Raw genomic sequence first — 15,922 nt, 5'->3', positions numbered from 1 at the left:
ATTGCGCTCGGGCAGAAATCAGAACAGGACGGAGTAGTTCAGACCAAAGGTGCGACCGCGGCCTTTATAGCTGTACAGCTCTGGTGAGCCGTAGGTTGGGCTATAAAGGATAGGTGCACGTTGGCCCCATACCGTGGTGTACTCCCTGTCCAGCAGATTCTCTACGCTGAAACTGAGTTTACCCACCGGCAGGGCATAGCTACCGAGGAAGTCGATGGTGTTGTAGCCATCAATTTTGCGGCCCTGGGTGGAGCTGGCTTTGGTGTAATCACCGTCATCCGACACGTCAAAGGTCTGTTGTGATTGCAGACGCAGGTTCCAATCGCCCGGCGCCCAGCCGACATAGGCGGTCACTTTCGATGGGCTGGCGGTATCCACCACCAACTTTTTCCATTCGCCGTTGACCTTGGTCTCAGAGCGAATGACGTTGAAGTTGGTACCGGCACTCCAGTCGCTGTCTTCGAAGAAGTAATCGACCGCGCCTTCCACCCCGTAGATACGGCGTTTGTCCGAGTTGACGTTAATCGTCATGTCGGTCTTGTTGATCGAAATGCTCTTATCGGACAGGGAATAGTAGCCGGCGATCTGCGTGCGCAGGTTATCACCGGTATAGCGCCAGCCAAGCTCATAGGAGTTAACCTTGATGCCTTCCAGCTTGGAATCACCCACGTTGACGCTTTTGTTCAACTGATAGTGGCCCTTGTTCAGTGAATAAGTGCCGTTGCCGTAATATTTGCCCGGATCCGGGATCTCGTAACCCTGTGAGAAGTTGACCCAGGTTTGTTGGCGTTCGGTCAGATGTGCCAACAGGCCGGCGTTGAACAGGGCGTTGTTATAGTCAGTTTTCCCTCCAGGGATCGCGTCCGCGGAGGTCGCACCGCCGGTGGCGATGGCCTGCTGTTGGCTATAACCGACAAAGTCATCAATCTTGTTTTCGGTGTACTGATAACGGACGCCGCCGCTCAGCGTAAAGATTGGGTTGATGTCGTAGCTGGCCTGCAGGAATGAAGCCAGGTTGGTGGTGCTGTAGCCAGGATAACGCCCGGTGTTATAAGCATTTTGCAGATCCATACCGCCGGACTGCTGCGCTTTTGCCAGATTGAAGAACTGCTGGTTGGAGTTGAACGTCTCATGCTCGGCGTCGATGCCGTAGGTCAACGTCAGGTCGTCGATTGGCTTACTGTTCAGCGTCAGCTTGCCGCCGTAAAAGTCGGTCTTCTGCTGTGAAGCCCCAATGCTGCTGACGTAATAGTTTGGTGCTTTGCCCGCCAGCGTCGGGAACGGGTAGAAAGTCAGTGACTCATCGCGGTAATAGACCTGCGCAACCAGATCCTGCCCGAGGAAGTCGGTATTGGAGTACTGCAGGTTGATCAGATGACGTTCGGTACCCGGAATACGATCTGAATTGAGGTTACCGCTGTTGTACGCCTTGGCGTTGCCGGTTACCGCCGCGAAATTTTCTCCAAGGAACAGGCCGTGGTCGCCGTCGGACTGGCTTTTGTAATACTGAGTGGTCAGCTGCAACTGCTGGTGGTCGTCGATATTAATGGTGCCGGTACCCATCACGTCGAGACGGTCAGAATACTGCAGGCCAGTCTGGGTATTGTCGATCAGGACTTCATTGCCCTTACCATCGTACCAACCGCCATAGCGCTGATAAGAAACCGACAGACGGCCCGAGGCATTATCATTGCCGCCGCTGACGGCCGCCGCTACGTTCTCGTCGTGGTCAGTATGGCCGCCAAAGCCGGTTTTGCCGCCGATTTGCAGTTCGACCTGCTGCTCTTTCTGGCCTTTTTTTGTGACGATGTTGATCAGACCACCGGTACTGCCGCCGCCGTAGAGCGAGGTGGCACCGGAGATGACTTCAATGTGGTCGATATTGAACGGGTCGATCGAATCCAACTGGCGGCTGTCGCTGCGTGAAGAGTTCAAACGCACGCCGTCGATCATCACCATCATTGAACGACCGCGCAGGTTCATGCCGTAGTTGGTGCGCCCCTGGCCGCTAACGTCCATGCCAGGGATCAACTGTGCCAGCATGTCCTTGATCTCTTTGCCACCCTGAACCTGCTGCTCAATTTCCTGACTTTCAATCACCCAGGTGGTTTGTGCCATTTCTGCCACCGTACGGTGGGAACGGCTGGCTGAGACAACCATTTGCTCTTCGTTTTTTTGTTCTTCTGCCCAAGCCGCCGCGGGTGCGAGCATCGCCAGCAGGCAAGGATTTAATACCCAGAGGTGTTTGCGTTTCATCGTTATGGACCTGTGTTTCCCGTATTGGTGTGTATACCCGTCATCTTTCAAGCTGCTGCGTTGTTACCTGGACTCACTCACCCCAGTTACTTACCTTTAGTAAGCGCCTGGGGATGAGTGAGCTGGTCGCCTGGCTGCAACTTGAAAGCTATAAGGTAGAGTTAAAACTCGGTGTAATTGAGCATGACGTGATCGGCGCGGGCTGATGTGCCCGGCTGCCGACTGCGCCATTGGATCACAGCCGGGGTGGACGTTAAATCGAACTGGTCGCGTCCTAAAGCCCGGTTGAGAATACGAGCCGATCGCCAGGCCATCAGGCTGAGCTGGGGTTCGGCGATGCCGTGACTGTGCATACCGGCGTTAACGGCAAACAGGCAGTTTTCCTTGGGGCCTTCCCACTCCAGGCTGAAGTCGGGGGCCACAGAGTACTGGTCATCGGCGGTGGTCAGTAGGCGGTTTGCCAGCGGTTCAAGGAACGCAGGGCGATCCTGCTGGTAGCCGGTGGCGAAGATCACCACGTCGGTATCGAAGGTTTCCCGGCCCTGATCGAGATGGTGATGCATGACCAACTGCCAGCCGTTGCCTGCGGCCTGTATCGCTGCCAGAGAGCGGCTTGGCAAAAGATGTGCCCAAGGTTTTTCACGCAGCACTTCAAACTGGTGATACATCGCACGGTAAATCGCTAATAGCGAGTCGCTGGTGATGCCGTCAGAGGTCATCTTCTGCTCGGTCAGCATGCGTTGCTTGGCGCTGTCGTTTAGGCCGTAGAAGCCGTCAACGTAGTCTGGGGTGAAGTACTCGTTGGCGAAGGCGGCTTCGTCCAAAGCGTTATAGTTGTTGCGGCGTGAGATCCAGTTCAACTGGGCTGGCTGGCCCCACTCGGCGCGAAAAATATTGAGGAACAGATCCGCACCGCTCTGGCCACCGCCGACGATGGTGACACGCTTGCCGGTCAAGTCTGGATTGCGCAACGTCATCTCACTGGCGTGGAAGCAGCGGTCGTTTTGTTCGGTGACACAGTCCGGCAGCTTGATGCGTTTGCCGATGCCCAGACAGACGTGGCGTGCCCGATAGGTTGCACGTTGGGTGGTGACGACAAATTGGCGCTGCTGGTCGTCAAAGTCCACGCTTTGAATGTCTTGGCTGAACTCGAGCGACTTTAAACCATTGGCGGCCCAGTCCAGGTAGTCGGCGAACTCTTCACGCGACACCGTGCGCATCTCGGTGGTCAGGAAACGGTAAAATTTCTTCCGCTTTACCAGATAGTTAATAAAGCTGTAGGGGTTGGTCGGCGATACTGCACTGACCAGGTCTTTCAGGAAACTGGTCTGCATATGGCAATCAGGCACCATCATGCCGGGATGCCAGGAAAAATGAGGTTTACGCTCGAGGAACTTAGCGTTAAAACCGGCGACTTCACTGCCGAGCGCGGCAATGCTGAGGTTGAACGGGCCGATGCCAATGCCGATGAAATCCAGGGGCTGATTCATTGGGCAAACTCCTTGGTGACCAGGTAAAGAGGGTTATCCAGATCCTGCAGATAGTTTGGCAACATGCGGCTGCCACCGTCCTGTTCTGAATAGGTGAGTTTCACCGGGTTAAGCACCACGCGAATGATTTGTGGCTTAAACAGATCAAAGAGAGCAAAGCGTTCTGCCATGTCGGGGTGTTGAGCCATGTAGCTGTTCAACACCTGCGCCAGCAGTTGATAGAAACGGGTTTCACCGATCCCACAGGCTTGCATCAGCGGCGAAATAAAACGCAGCACAGTGACGAAATGCCCGGTTTGCAAGTCATGGATCAGGTAGTCGGCAGACAGACGTACGGTGACATCCTTCACGACGTTTGGTAGCGATGCCGCTTCAGGGAAGTCTTGATCCACCAGGCGCATATCGCCCTGGAAGTCTTTTAACAGCACGCGCTGCGGCACATGGTCCTTCATCACCAGCGTGATATTCTGGCCGTGGGCGATCAACGCCACGCCGTAGCGGCACATCAGGTGATACATAGGCACCACCGTCACACTGAACATTTGCTGCAACCAAGCCTCGGCGCTCAGGCCAGAACGGGCGATATAGGCGGCGATCAGTGGTTGGCCGTGGTTGTCCGTTTCCATCAGCGTCGCCATCAAAATGGCTTGTTCGCCTTCCTGCAGATAGCAAGACGGGTTCTCACGCCAGATCACCCCAAGCATTTCCTGATACCGATAGGGGGCTTTGGCCAAAGAGGCGTAGGTTGGGTGTGTCATATAGCCTGCCGCCGGTTCGCCAAGGATCTCGGCGCCGCTGGCCTGCAGCGTGCTGTCTTCGGTAAATATCTGCTGTAACCAGCGCGAGGCGGCGGGTCCGGCGCTGATGTATTTACCCGGGATCCCGCGATAACACGAGGTGTTGTAAATGGTCAGCGGCAACTTAATGTCGAATGCGGAGCGGCGGCTGATGTTGGTCAGGGTACGCAACGATTGTTGTGCCAAATAGCGGTCGCCGAATTCACCCAGCTCCACCAATTCGCCTTCGGCCAGCTGCGGCAGGAAGTGCAGGGCAATCTTTTGCTGCCACTGCCACGGATGCAGCGGCACCGGGATCCAATCATGGGTCAGCCTCAGCTCGCGCCAACGGCGGTCAAAGCGCTGGCGTTCAGCGTAATCCATCGCACTGCCAAGCAGATTTTCCAGTGGATACTCTTCATCAGCACACCAGACGAAGCTACCTCGCTTGGCTGCAACCCAGTGCAGGCGGAACTGCCCCTGATACTCGGGCGCATACTGCTGTAAGGCGGTCAGCCCCCAGCCGCGGCGACCTTTGTTAAACACAAACTTGGGATGCCCGGCCAGCAGACATTGCAGTGCATCGGCGTCCAGCGCAATCAAATCCTGTGCGCTCATGCCATGACGGGCGGAGAGTAACTGCATATCGCCGCGCAGCGTGGCGTACAGATCTTCCAAATGCTCGGCGATCTGCGCATCGTCCATTTTCAGCACCTGCGCTAACTGACGCAGCGTCTGGTCGGCAGCTAACGGCGTTTGATCGCAAACCAGCGTAGCCGGATCGATATGCAACCAACCCCAGATACCGCGTTCAGCGCTAAAGCTATAGTGGGCGTCGCCTAACGTGATGTGCCATTGCCCGTCGTGCTGATTGGCATGCAGCGTGCGCTCGTATTCCAGCTCGGCAAGGATCTTGGCGATCATTTGGCGGTTAACGCGCTGCCAGTCGACATAATCTGTGGTGATCATACTGAACCCCCCCGAAAGAATTCATCACGCTGATTTATGATCAAGCGTGAACGCTTATGCGGGAAATCAAACTCTTTGACGGTGTGGTAACCCGCGGCCGGCAGATGACGGAACAGGCGCTGGTTATCCGCGCGTGGCTCCGCAACGACCCTTGTGGTGCGTGGCTCGTCCAGGTAGAGATAATGCGTCAGACCACGTAGCCAACTGCGGATGTACTGCGCGCCGCGGCAGTCTTCTTCACCGACCAGCATGTGCAGCCCGCGGTCGAACGGCTGCCAGCGGTAGTGACGCCCGATACGGTCCTCCGGCGCCCAATAGACTTCGAAATAGCCGAATGGGCGATCGTCAAAGCAACCCAGTAGTGGGTAACAGTAGCTGGAGTCCAGTTGACGCTGCAGGTAGGCAGCCTGGGTTTCCAGTGGGCCGCTCATTTCCCAAAATGCGTCGACGCGAGGTGAGTTCATCCAGCGGGTGAACTGTTCGGCGTCGCGTTCCACTTCTGGCAGGCGGAAGCTCAACGTTTTCTTCAACTGCGGATCGTAACGGCGATACACCTCGCCGCTGGGCCGTGCCGGGCGTTGCGGGAACCACAGGCCACGTTCGGCGTCATACTGCATCTTCCCTGACGCAGTGTGGCGTTCGGCACCTAGCCATAATGGCAGTTGATAAAAGGTGTCGCGAGCCAGGTAATCACTGCTTGCCAAGGTAAATAGCGCCTGAGCCTGCGGTTCTTCGCACCATTGCGCGTAGGGCAGGGTAATACCGCTAAGTTGGGGGGCCGCGATCAGCAATTGGTCCAGCGCCTGCACTAACCAGCCCTGCGGCAGTGGTCCCGGGTAGTGCAGCACGGCACTGCCGTCCAGCCCCAGCCCGAGTTGCAGCTCCTTTTCCAACTGCTCGCAGCGAAAACCGCTGCCGGCATGCATCAGTTTGGCGTGCGGCATCATTGGGTAGCCCCCAGGCGCAGCGGGTTGACGAAGTCGAAGTAAATCACCGCCGGATCGACGATGGTATTTTCGTTATGGTCGTGCAGGTAACAGAAGAAATTGCCTTTGCAGTTCCAATGGCTGCTGTCGAGCACGTAGTCAAGGCACAGGGTATTTTTGGCGTTGGCCCGCAGGCCGCTCAGTGCATCGCGCACCCGGGCCATCAGCTGTTCTTCACTGTCGAAACCGGCCGCCGCCAGCGCAGCGGTGACCGCCAGGCTGGAGTTCACCAGGAGGTAGTAAGGGAAGTAACGCAGCAACTGCTGTTCGCTGAAGCGGTTTTCCGCATCGGCCTCGCCAATCTCTTCCAACCACGGCCCAGCGTCGCGGGTAAAGCCGCTGCCCTGACAGTCGCGGTACAGCATCCCGATCGGCAGGTCCTGCTGCATCTCTACCAAAATGTTTTGCTGGTGGGCCAAAAGCACCAGTCCGTAATCGGCTTCGGTGCTGAACAGCGGCAGTAAGACGTGTTGGCAGTAAGCATCCAGCCAGGTATGGGCGGCCTGCTGTAGTGGCAAGTTCAGGCGAGTGGCTAAACGGCGCACTGCCGCAGCCAGCAAGCTGTCGCCGCCGTCCGGTGCCGCTTGGGTCAAGGTCACCAGCACATTGGTCTGGTTTTCTGGTTGGTCGAACAGCAGATTATCGCGCAGTGCCATCAGGCTTTCTTCCTGAATCGTCCCGTCCGCAGAGCGCAGACCGGCCCAGCCGTCTTCCTGCATCACACGGAAGGTTGGGTAACGTGCCTGCAATTGCTGCCAACGTGGCGTTTGTGCCAAACGGGCCAAACGGATGCCGCGTTTCACTTCTTTTACCGACAGGGTTCGCACCGAGTTGGTCAGGCGTACGCTGAGGGAGAACTTGATCATGTCGCGGTTGCTGGCGCTGTACAGCGAGCGCGAGGAACTGGTTGGTAACCAGCGTTCACCGGCTTCGCCCAGATCGCGCAGCAGCCCCTGAGTCACCAGATCCTGGCACCAGACTTGCGTCAGCAAATGGTCGGCTTGCCACGGATGCATCGGCAACAACCAGACGTCATCGGTAAAGTGCGCCAGCAACTGTGGGGCACTTTCGGCAGCAAAACGCTGCAGGCGTTGTTGCAGTGTCAGATTAAGACTATCACCGCACAGGTGGCGTTTATCGACAGCAAACCAACGTAGCGGGAAACGGGCACCAAAGTCTGGCAGATAGCGGCGCGCCTGCTGCTCATTGAATGGCTCGTGGGATTTTGGTGCCGGGTGGAAGGCGTGGCCGACCAGCAGGCCCTGTTCCGCTTGGGCAAAATTCAATGGCTTGTCGCGCAGCGCAGGCCAGTCCAGGCGAACAGTGATCGCCTGTTGGGTATTCTCATGACTTTCCAGCACACGCTGGCGGAAGCGGGCTACCACGTCATCCGACAATTCACCTTTCACCGCCGGTTTCTCCAGCAACAGAGTGACCAGTTGCTCCATGCTCAGCGCCACGCCAGCCCCATCGTCCTGCTGATGCAGACGTGCCGGGAACAGATATTGGTGATGCTGAGTGGGGGAGGTATGGCGTAACGCGATGCGAATAGCCTGAGAAGACGAAAGTGGAATGTGGAGTTGTGGATACTGTTGGTGGCTGGCTGGCGGAACGATTTGCCAGTCCCGAGTTTCACGCATCAATGCGTTGAGAAAACATTGTGCAGCCACGTCGGTCGTCGCGGTTTCAAACTGGATTGTCATGATCCCATTTCACTGTTTGAATCAATTGAGAATGATTCTTATATCAATAATATTTATTGTTATCAATCGTCCTATGATACAATTTTTCAATGAATTGAACATAACCTTATAATTTTATTAACGGTAAATTTACGTTTGATGCCTATTTACTCTCCCCCTAAATCACCGACAATTGGGAATACGTCTCCTTCCAATTGGCCTTTGGCGCTGTGTGCCGGGCTGTTGGGCATCGGGCAAAACGGCCTGCTGGTGGCATTGCCGGTGTTGGTGAGCATGACTCAATTGTCGCTTTCAGTCTGGGCCGGGCTATTGACGCTCGGCTCAATGCTGTTTCTGGTTGGTTCGCCGTGGTGGGGTCGGCAGTCTGAAATACGGGGCTGCAAGTTTGTGGTAACCATGGCATTAGCAGGGTATTTGTTCAGTTTCGCTTTACTGGCATTGGCCGTTTGGGGGTTGTCTGCCGGTTGGCTTTCACCGATGGTGGGGCTAGGTGGACTAATCGTGGCGCGGATTATCTATGGGCTGACGGTATCCGGCATGGTGCCTGCCAGCCAGACCTGGGCTTTGCAGCGTGCAGGTTATGAACAGCGCATGTCGGCGCTGGCGACCATCAGTTCTGGCCTGAGTTGTGGGAGACTGCTTGGACCATTGTGCGCGGCATTGGCGCTGTCGATTCATCCTATGGCGCCGCTGTGGCTGATGGCGATTGCCCCCTTAATCGCCTTGCTGGTGGTGTGTCGCCAGCAAAACGATCCTCCGTTGCCGCCGGTTGCGCATCAGCAAAATCGGCTGCGTCTCAATATGGCACCTTATTTACTGTGCGCGTTGTTGTTGGCCGCGTCGGTTAGCCTGATGCAATTGGGGCTTGCACCGCATTTGACGCGTCTGTTTAGCCACTCCGCCACGACCGTCAGCCATCATGTGGCGGTATTGCTGAGCGTAGCGGCAGCCTGTACGTTGTTGGCGCAGTTCTTGGTGGTGCGTCCACAACGCTTTAGCGCACCGCAGCTACTGCTGATTGCGGCAGTATTGATGGTGGTGGGATTGGGCTTGATGTGTGCTCAACCCTTGGCACTATTTTACACCGGCTGCGCGCTGGCCTCTTTTGGTGCAGCGATGGCAACGCCGGGTTATCAGTTGATGTTGAACGACAAATTATCCACCGGCAAAGGATCTGGCGCGATCGCGACCAGTCATACGTTGGGTTACGGTCTTAGCGCACTGATGGTTCCGGTAGTAGCAAAGTTTTATGGTGAGTCGCAGCTGATCGCGGCGGCTCTGACGATGGCGGTTCTGCTGGGTGGCATCAGCGGCTGGCTGTGGCGCCAGCATCGCATCAGCGTAAAGTCTGCGGGAGAGTAAAGACATGTCCGGCGTATCAAGCTATAGAATTTTTGATATCACACTGAAAGTAAAAGAGAACGTATCGCCTTCCTTGCTGCGCTGCGTTTTCGAGGGACCGGACGTCCATCGCATGAAGCTGGAAGCGCCGGATCAGCGCATCAAACTGTTATTCCCGGTGGAGGAGGGGCAGATCTTGCGTCTGGAAAACAGCGACGACTGGTATCGGGACTATATGGCGATACCGAAAGCGCAGCGCCCGGTGATGCGCACCTATACGCTGCGTGCCTTACGCGTCGAACAAAACCAAATGGACGTCGAATTTGTGCTGCATGGTGTTAATGGGCCAGCCTCTGCCTGGGCGACGCAGGCCAAACCGGGAGATACTCTTCAGACGGTGGCACCCAATGCTGATTTTGACGGTGACAGCGGTGGCTACGAATGGTCACCGCCGAGTGCGTTACAACAGGCTCTGCTGATTGCCGACGAAACGGCCGTGCCGGCGGCGATGGGGATTCTGGAACAGTTGGCGCAACGGGCCAATCCGCCGCGAGTGCAGGCGTTCTTCGAGGTGCCGGTGGCGGGCGACTGCCTGAACATGGACCGTTTCCCCTTTGCCGAGGTGTACTGGTTACCGCGTGACGTCGGGCATCAGCAGGTGCAGGGTACGCTGCTGGTGGAGTCGGTGCGCCAGCGGGTGAATATTCCTGAGTCGGCACGTGAACAAGCGCAGTCGCTGGCGGAAAATAGCCTGGGAGGCGATTTGTTGTGGGAACGTGCAGAAGGCGCGAAAAGCTTCTATGCCTGGGTCGCGGCGGAGTCTTCAGCGGTGAAGGCTTTACGCCGTTACCTGATTGGTGAGCGCGATCTGGATCGATCCACCGTTAACTTTATGGCGTATTGGTGTTGAGTTAATCCATCAATAACCGGCTTCACTTTGGTGACGCACCGCCAGCAGAACTGCGGTGCGACCATCAAAATGATACAACGCGATATAGCCGCTGCCGCCGAAGTCGATCGGCCATTCCCTAAATTCAATATCCATATCATCAACCGGCCGACCAGCCTGTGGATGATGGGCCAATATATTGATATTGCTACGTATGGTGGCAATAGCTCTTTGAGCCGCATGGCGATCTTTTGCCGCCAGAAATCGGTACAGTCGCTGTATATCAAGCAGTGCTGCAGGCGTCCATATCAGTTGTGGCACTCCGGTATCTCCGTATCGTCACCTTTTTCCAGGTTGGTGAGCCAACTGTTAGCCTCATCCTGAGTCAGATGTTTACCATTGGCCTGATAGGTTTCCCACGCCTGCAGCGCATCTTTGCGTAGCGCTTCGCGCTTTTCTTCTCGCTCGACGTATTCGCGGATCGCCTCACGCATAATCCAGTGCGTACTCCGCTGACGTGTGGCCGCGATGTGTTGCACCCGTTGTTTAAGCTCATCATCAATTTTTATCGATGTAGCAGTAGTCATAAGTAGCCTCAATTAATTAAAGGTAATACCTTTAGCGACTATAAGACTCCGCATGCCATGTTGTCCAATTTTTGTGCGATGTGATTTAACTGGCCATCAAACTCACGTGCGCTGCCACAATACGCCAACCGCAGGGCAGTTTGGACCAGGTTTGCATTTGGCGACCGATGCGTTCGCTGCCTGGACGGCGGAATTCGGTGCTGGCTACCGCCATATCGTCACCGTAGGTGGTGATGACGGTGTTTTCCAACACGCGGTCCAGCCCTTTTGATGGCCGCTGCAGACGGAAATCACGGATCTGATCGATACCGTACAAATTCTCTGTCGCGCCATAACGGACGGTGCGTCCATCGTGCCAGAACAGCTCATCCAATACGTCAATATCATTGCTAATCAACGCCTGCTCATAGCGATAAAAGGCGGCGTTCACCTCTGCCAATACCGCTGGGCGATCAATATGGTCACTCTTCATCTGTTAATCCTGTTTGCCCGGTAAAACACAGGCCGCCACGCCGCGTTGTTCCAGCGCGTAGGCGGCGCGCAGTGCCAGATCCTCCCGCCACGGCGGGGCGATCAACTGCAGACCAATTGGCAGGCCAGAGGCCGTTTTCAGCGGTACTGTCACCACCGGCAAGCCAAGGAAGGAAATAGGTTGTGTCAGCATCCCCATATTGGCACGAATGGGCAGATCGGTTCCGTTGATGCGCATGGTTTCCTGGCCAATGAGCGTGGCGCTGCACGGGGTTGCTGGGGCAATCAAAATGTCCCAGTGTTCAAACAAGGGCAATACCTGCTGCTGGAAATGGGAGCGGAAGCGTTGTGCCTGCACATACCAAGCGGCAGGCAGCATAGCGCCGGCCAACAAGCGCTCACGCGACAATGGCTCAAAGCGTTCAGGTTGGCTACGCAGCAGTGGCAGGTAGTGATTACCGCCCTCGGCTGCGGTGAGTATAAACGCGGCAGAACGTGCCAGTTCAGCCTGTGGCAATTCGACGTCGGCGATGGCTTCAAGTGCCTGAGCGACCTGCTGAACCGCCGCTTTTGCGTCGTCATCGCACCAATGCTGGAAATACCCTGCCAGCACTGCGCAACGTAGCCCTTGTTGTCCACGCGACAGCAAAGACTCGGTTTGGGTGATCGGTTTATCCGCCTGGAAGCGATCGTCGATGTCGGTGCCTTGCATGACGTCATACACCGTTGCCAGATCGCGGACCCGGCGTGCAAAGGGGCCAACATGATCCAGACTGGCGATAAAGGGTTGGCTGCCACTCCGCGACAGGCGACCGAAAGTGGGTTTCAGGCCAAAGATACCGCACAACGAGGCGGGCACACGTATTGAACCGTTGGTATCGCTGCCGAGCGAAAATGTCACTAACCCGGCTGCGACTGCCGCCGCTGAACCGCCGGAGGAGCCGCCGGCAATGCGTGTGGTGTCGTGTGGGTTGCGCGTCGCGCCGTAGTGGCTATTTTCGGTGGTGAAGCCGTAGGCATAGGCGTCCATATTCAGCATGCCGGAGAGCAGCGCACCTTGTGCTGCCAGTTTACTCACCACCCAGGCATCCTGTTTTGCGGGCGGGTTATCGCTGAACAGGCTGGCACCCGCTAAGGTGGTTTCTCCTGTGACATCGAACAGGTTTTTCACCGCATAGGGAATGGCTGCCAAAGTCGGCAGTACCTGGCCCTTGGCACGAATGCGATCAATATGATCGGCTTCGCTCAGCATTCGTTCGCGGGTGATGTGGGTGTAGGCGTTCAACGAAGGATTGAGATCATCAAGACGTTCCAGCGTGTGCTGGGCGATCTCACGGGCAGAAATCGCACCCTGATTCAGAGCGGCGCGGATCTCGGCGATCGACAGTTCGCTTAACGGATTCATGCTCGATATACCCCGGCAATTTCCAGACGCTGATCGAGCGGCAAAGCCATCAGCGGTTCGGCCATCGCCGCGATGCGGTTGTACTGGGTCAACAGTTCCTGGCGACGCACGTCATCCAGCTCCAGGGCCAATACGGCTTCCATCTGGCGGATATAGGCTGCCCAGTCTGTGGGGAGTGAGTTGTTCATTGTGTCCTCTTCTAGATAGAGCGGTTAGAAGCCAGCGGCGCTGCCGTTGCTGCGTGGATCAAAAGCGCCTTCAAGCATGCCGTTAGTATGGCGAACAATGGCCCCGGCGTGGCCGACGGCTTCGCTAAAATCAGGCAGCAGTTCCACATCGTGTCCGCGTTGGCGTAAATAGGTCAGGGTTTCCTCAGAGAAGCGTCCTTCAAGCTTCAACGAGTCGGAGCTTTCGCCCCAGGTGCGGCCGAGTAGCCAGCGTGGCGCACTGATCGCCTGTTGCAGCGGTAAACCCTGCACTACATAGCGGACAAATACGGCCGCCTGAGTCTGCGGTTGACCGTCGCCGCCCATGGAGCCGTACACCAGGGTGCGCCCGTCATACAAACGTGCAGCCGCCGGGTTTAAGGTGTGGAAGGGTTGTTTGCCGGGGGCCAGTGCCAACAGGTGGGCCGCATCCAGACTGAAAGAGGCCCCGCGGTTTTGCCACAGCACACCACTTTGCGGCAGCACCACGCCACTGCCGAATTCGTGGTAAATGCTTTGGATAAAGGACACCGCCAGACCGCTGCTGTCCATCACGCCCATCCAGACGGTATCGCCGGGGCCTTTACCTTTCCCCCAGAGAGCGGCCTGCTGGGGATCGATGCGTTGGGCCAGCGCATCCAGATGCTCATTTGTCAGCAATGCTTGTGGATCTTGCGTCATATGCCGCGGATCTGTGATGAATTGATCGCGCAGGCTGAATGCCAGCTTGGTGGCTTCAACAATGCCATGCACGACGGCACCTTCGCTGCGGCTGGCAAGCGGTAGCCGGTCGGTTAACCCGAGGATCGCCAGCGACACGAGACCCTGAGTCGGGGGCGTCAGGTTAAAGATCTCGCCTTTCTGATGCTCCAGCCGCAAGGGGGTACGACGGCGTGGTCGATAATCTGCCAGATCCTGCGCGGTGAGTGGCATGCCGAGCTTAGCCATATCCGCCGCCATACTCTGTGCCAGTGGGCCGCGATAGAAACTGTCCAAACCCTCTTCGGCCAGCGTAATCAGCGTGTCCGCCAGCTGCGGCTGGCAAAAACGTTGCCCGGCGTGAGGTATTTCGCCGTGCGGCAGGAAGGTGCGGGCAAAGTCTTCCAAATCCGCCAGTTCGTGATATTTGCTCCGCGTGGCAGCCTCTTGCGAGGCGGTGACCGGAATGCCATCTGCGGCATAGCGAATGGCATCGGCCAGCAGGCGTGGGAGCGGTAATTGTTCGCCGCCCAGTTCGACCGAATAATCCAACGCTTCCTGCCAGCCGCCAAGGGTCCCCGCGACAGTCAGTGCCGCTTTGGGGCCTCTATGCGGAATGTGGCTTTCGCCGGCGTAAAAATCCAGCGTCGCCAAAGAGCCGGCTGCACCGCTTGCATCGATCGCCACCGGATCGCCCTGTGGCGGGACGATCAACCAAAAACCGTCACCCCCCAAACCGTTCATATGTGGGTAGACCACGGCAATAGTGGCGGCAGCGGCGACCATCGCTTCAATTGCGTTTCCGCCTTCACGCAATACCGCCAGTGCACTTTCGCTGGCGAGGTGATGCGGCGTGACGGCCATGCCCAATGGCGCAGTGTTGCTGTTAATCATTTATTGGCCCTTGTTTGAAGTCAGCATCTGCCTTAAACACAAGCAAGAGATGTTCCATGTTTTCGTGAAGGGCAATAATCGCTTGCCAGCAGGTAGCTTGAGCGTGCTATGTTCCGCTGAAACAAAGGTTACAACCCCCGTCCTATTTCACATTGCCGCGGCGTTGACTTCTGCGCCCACCCCCAGTCACTTAACTGACTGAGCTTCTGGGGATTGCTCGGTTGCCACCGGGCTGCACGTTGATAATTATGGGGGACAGCAGGAGCAGCAATGAAGCAGATAGACGAACGCTTGCGCGGTGAATATCCGCAGCTCACGCCGCAGGAACAGCGGGTGGCTGACTTTATTTTCGATCACTTTGATGACCTGATCAGCTACAACAGCGCTGAGCTGGCGCGCCTGAGCGGCGTGTCCAAAGCCACGGTCAGCCGCCTGTTCAAACGCCTGGGCTACCCGAGCTACCGTACTATGCGCGACGAATTGCGCACCTTGCGCCAAAGCGGTATGCCCTTGACGGATAATCGTGATGCGGTACAGGGCAACACCTTGTTGGCGCGGCACTACAAACAGGAAATGGCTAATCTCACCCACTGGGTGAACCACATGGATACCCATCAGTTCACGGCGGTGATCGCCGCTTTGGTGAAGGCGCGGCGCGTAGTACTGATGGGGTTTCGCAACAGCTACCCGGTCGCGATGCACCTGCGCCAGCAGCTGATGCAAGTCCGTGAGCAGGTCCTGCTGGTGCCGCAACCTGGCCAGACGCTGGCAGAAGAGCTGGTTGATTTGGATAAACGGGATGTTGCCGTGGTGGTGGCTTTCCGCCGCAGGCCGCGGCAGCTGCGGGCATTGCTGACGCAGCTGCAGGGGCAACAGGTACCGACGCTGCTGGTGTGCGAGCCTCAAGCACAGGCGTTGATCCCGTTGGCGAGCTGGCATCTGGCGACGCCACTTGATAGCGTTTCTGCTTTCGACAGTTATTCCGCAGCCATGAGCCTGGCGAATCTGCTGAGCAACGCCTTGCTGCACGAGACGCTGGCGCAAGGGCGTCAACGCATTCACCAGATCGCAGATCTGTATAGCGATTTGGACGAGCTGGAGCAGCGCTAATCTCAGCGCTATTTTGGTGCTTTCGCACTTTGATGGTGCGTTATTTTCCCGTTTGATGGATGAGCCTTGCCCTGTCCATGGCAGGCTAATCCCCCTCCTGATGCCCTCACTGACGGGCAGTCATACCAAACATTCCCAAT

Annotated in this window: 14 protein-coding genes; 3 read left to right on the top strand and 11 right to left on the bottom strand. The window is 56.8% G+C overall.

What is annotated here, in order from left to right:
• Positions 1-18: 18 nt before the first annotated feature.
• From JOE25_RS16205 to JOE25_RS16185, 5 genes are all read right to left on the bottom strand, one after another.
• A complete protein-coding gene (locus JOE25_RS16205) occupies positions 19-2,256 on the bottom strand; it encodes a TonB-dependent siderophore receptor (protein ID WP_209636842.1) in 2,238 nt (745 codons plus the stop codon).
• Between the two features lie 161 nt (positions 2,257-2,417).
• Entirely contained in the window at positions 2,418-3,746 is a 1,329-nt protein-coding gene (locus tag JOE25_RS16200; RefSeq protein WP_209636840.1) for a lysine N(6)-hydroxylase/L-ornithine N(5)-oxygenase family protein, read from the bottom strand.
• Positions 3,743-5,491 carry an aerobactin synthase IucC gene (gene iucC, locus JOE25_RS16195; RefSeq protein WP_209636838.1) on the bottom strand — a complete coding sequence of 583 codons (1,749 nt, stop codon included), beginning with the start codon at positions 5,489-5,491 and terminating at the stop codon, positions 3,743-3,745. The genes JOE25_RS16200 and iucC overlap by 4 nt, the downstream gene beginning before the upstream one ends.
• The gene (locus tag JOE25_RS16190) at positions 5,488-6,438 is read right to left on the bottom strand and encodes a GNAT family N-acetyltransferase (RefSeq protein WP_209636836.1); all 951 of its coding nucleotides are present in this window, start codon (positions 6,436-6,438) and stop codon (positions 5,488-5,490) included. Before JOE25_RS16190 ends, iucC begins: the two co-directional genes overlap by 4 nt.
• Positions 6,435-8,180 (bottom strand): IucA/IucC family protein, encoded by a 1,746-nt coding sequence (locus JOE25_RS16185; RefSeq protein ID WP_209636834.1) that lies wholly within the window; start codon positions 8,178-8,180, stop codon positions 6,435-6,437. Before JOE25_RS16185 ends, JOE25_RS16190 begins: the two co-directional genes overlap by 4 nt.
• Before the next feature lie 138 nt (positions 8,181-8,318).
• On the opposite strand from JOE25_RS16185, the gene JOE25_RS16180 reads away from it, so the two are divergent.
• Both JOE25_RS16180 and JOE25_RS16175 read left to right on the top strand, forming a co-directional pair.
• On the top strand, positions 8,319-9,542 hold the full coding sequence (locus tag JOE25_RS16180) for an MFS transporter (RefSeq protein WP_209636832.1): 1,224 nt from the start codon (positions 8,319-8,321) through the stop codon (positions 9,540-9,542).
• A gap of 4 nt (positions 9,543-9,546) precedes the next feature.
• The gene (locus JOE25_RS16175) at positions 9,547-10,431 is read left to right on the top strand and encodes a siderophore-interacting protein (protein ID WP_209636830.1); all 885 of its coding nucleotides are present in this window, start codon (positions 9,547-9,549) and stop codon (positions 10,429-10,431) included.
• 9 nt (positions 10,432-10,440) lie between these two features.
• On the opposite strand, the gene JOE25_RS16170 is transcribed toward JOE25_RS16175, so the two are convergent.
• The 6 genes from JOE25_RS16170 to JOE25_RS16145 all read right to left on the bottom strand — a co-directional run bounded on the left by JOE25_RS16170 (position 10,441) and on the right by JOE25_RS16145 (position 14,672).
• Positions 10,441-10,731 (bottom strand): type II toxin-antitoxin system RelE/ParE family toxin, encoded by a 291-nt coding sequence (locus JOE25_RS16170; protein WP_209636828.1) that lies wholly within the window; start codon positions 10,729-10,731, stop codon positions 10,441-10,443.
• On the bottom strand, positions 10,719-10,997 hold the full coding sequence (locus JOE25_RS16165) for a CopG family ribbon-helix-helix protein (protein ID WP_209636820.1): 279 nt from the start codon (positions 10,995-10,997) through the stop codon (positions 10,719-10,721). Before JOE25_RS16165 ends, JOE25_RS16170 begins: the two co-directional genes overlap by 13 nt.
• Positions 10,998-11,082: 85 nt before the next feature.
• Positions 11,083-11,469, bottom strand: a complete 387-nt coding sequence (hpxZ, locus tag JOE25_RS16160; RefSeq protein WP_209636818.1) for an oxalurate catabolism protein HpxZ — start codon at positions 11,467-11,469, stop codon at positions 11,083-11,085.
• A gap of 3 nt (positions 11,470-11,472) precedes the next feature.
• Positions 11,473-12,873: an AtzE family amidohydrolase gene (locus JOE25_RS16155; protein WP_209636816.1), complete on the bottom strand. Its 1,401-nt coding sequence runs from the start codon at positions 12,871-12,873 to the stop codon at positions 11,473-11,475.
• Positions 12,870-13,061, bottom strand: a complete 192-nt coding sequence (gene hpxX, locus JOE25_RS16150) for an oxalurate catabolism protein HpxX (protein ID WP_209636814.1) — start codon at positions 13,059-13,061, stop codon at positions 12,870-12,872. Before hpxX ends, JOE25_RS16155 begins: the two co-directional genes overlap by 4 nt.
• Before the next feature lie 24 nt (positions 13,062-13,085).
• A complete protein-coding gene (locus JOE25_RS16145) occupies positions 13,086-14,672 on the bottom strand; it encodes a gamma-glutamyltransferase family protein (protein WP_209636812.1) in 1,587 nt (528 codons plus the stop codon).
• 270 nt (positions 14,673-14,942) lie between these two features.
• Between JOE25_RS16145 and JOE25_RS16140 the strand changes: the two genes are divergently transcribed.
• Positions 14,943-15,782, top strand: a complete 840-nt coding sequence (locus tag JOE25_RS16140) for a MurR/RpiR family transcriptional regulator (protein ID WP_209636811.1) — start codon at positions 14,943-14,945, stop codon at positions 15,780-15,782.
• Positions 15,783-15,922 lie beyond the last annotated feature (140 nt).

Origin of the sequence: Serratia sp. PL17, assembly GCF_017832355.1 — a bacterium.
Classification (GTDB): Bacteria; Pseudomonadota; Gammaproteobacteria; order Enterobacterales; family Enterobacteriaceae; genus Serratia.
Note: the sequence above shows the minus strand (reverse complement) of the source record. Positions and strands in the feature narration are given on the sequence as shown.

Excerpts from the sequence above, each read along its gene's own strand:
- JOE25_RS16205 (WP_209636842.1), bottom strand. The coding sequence starts at position 2,256 with ATGAAACGCAAACACCTCTGGGTATTAAATCCTTGCCTGCTGGCGATG.
- JOE25_RS16200 (WP_209636840.1), bottom strand. The coding sequence starts at position 3,746 with ATGAATCAGCCCCTGGATTTCATCGGCATTGGCATCGGCCCGTTCAAC.
- iucC (WP_209636838.1), bottom strand. The coding sequence starts at position 5,491 with ATGATCACCACAGATTATGTCGACTGGCAGCGCGTTAACCGCCAAATG.
- JOE25_RS16190 (WP_209636836.1), bottom strand. The coding sequence starts at position 6,438 with ATGATGCCGCACGCCAAACTGATGCATGCCGGCAGCGGTTTTCGCTGC.
- JOE25_RS16185 (WP_209636834.1), bottom strand. The coding sequence starts at position 8,180 with ATGACAATCCAGTTTGAAACCGCGACGACCGACGTGGCTGCACAATGT.
- JOE25_RS16180 (WP_209636832.1), top strand. The coding sequence starts at position 8,319 with ATGCCTATTTACTCTCCCCCTAAATCACCGACAATTGGGAATACGTCT.
- JOE25_RS16175 (WP_209636830.1), top strand. The coding sequence starts at position 9,547 with ATGTCCGGCGTATCAAGCTATAGAATTTTTGATATCACACTGAAAGTA.
- JOE25_RS16165 (WP_209636820.1), bottom strand. The coding sequence starts at position 10,997 with ATGACTACTGCTACATCGATAAAAATTGATGATGAGCTTAAACAACGG.
- hpxZ (WP_209636818.1), bottom strand. The coding sequence starts at position 11,469 with ATGAAGAGTGACCATATTGATCGCCCAGCGGTATTGGCAGAGGTGAAC.
- JOE25_RS16155 (WP_209636816.1), bottom strand. The coding sequence starts at position 12,873 with ATGAATCCGTTAAGCGAACTGTCGATCGCCGAGATCCGCGCCGCTCTG.
- hpxX (WP_209636814.1), bottom strand. The coding sequence starts at position 13,061 with ATGAACAACTCACTCCCCACAGACTGGGCAGCCTATATCCGCCAGATG.
- JOE25_RS16145 (WP_209636812.1), bottom strand. The coding sequence starts at position 14,672 with ATGATTAACAGCAACACTGCGCCATTGGGCATGGCCGTCACGCCGCAT.
- JOE25_RS16140 (WP_209636811.1), top strand. The coding sequence starts at position 14,943 with ATGAAGCAGATAGACGAACGCTTGCGCGGTGAATATCCGCAGCTCACG.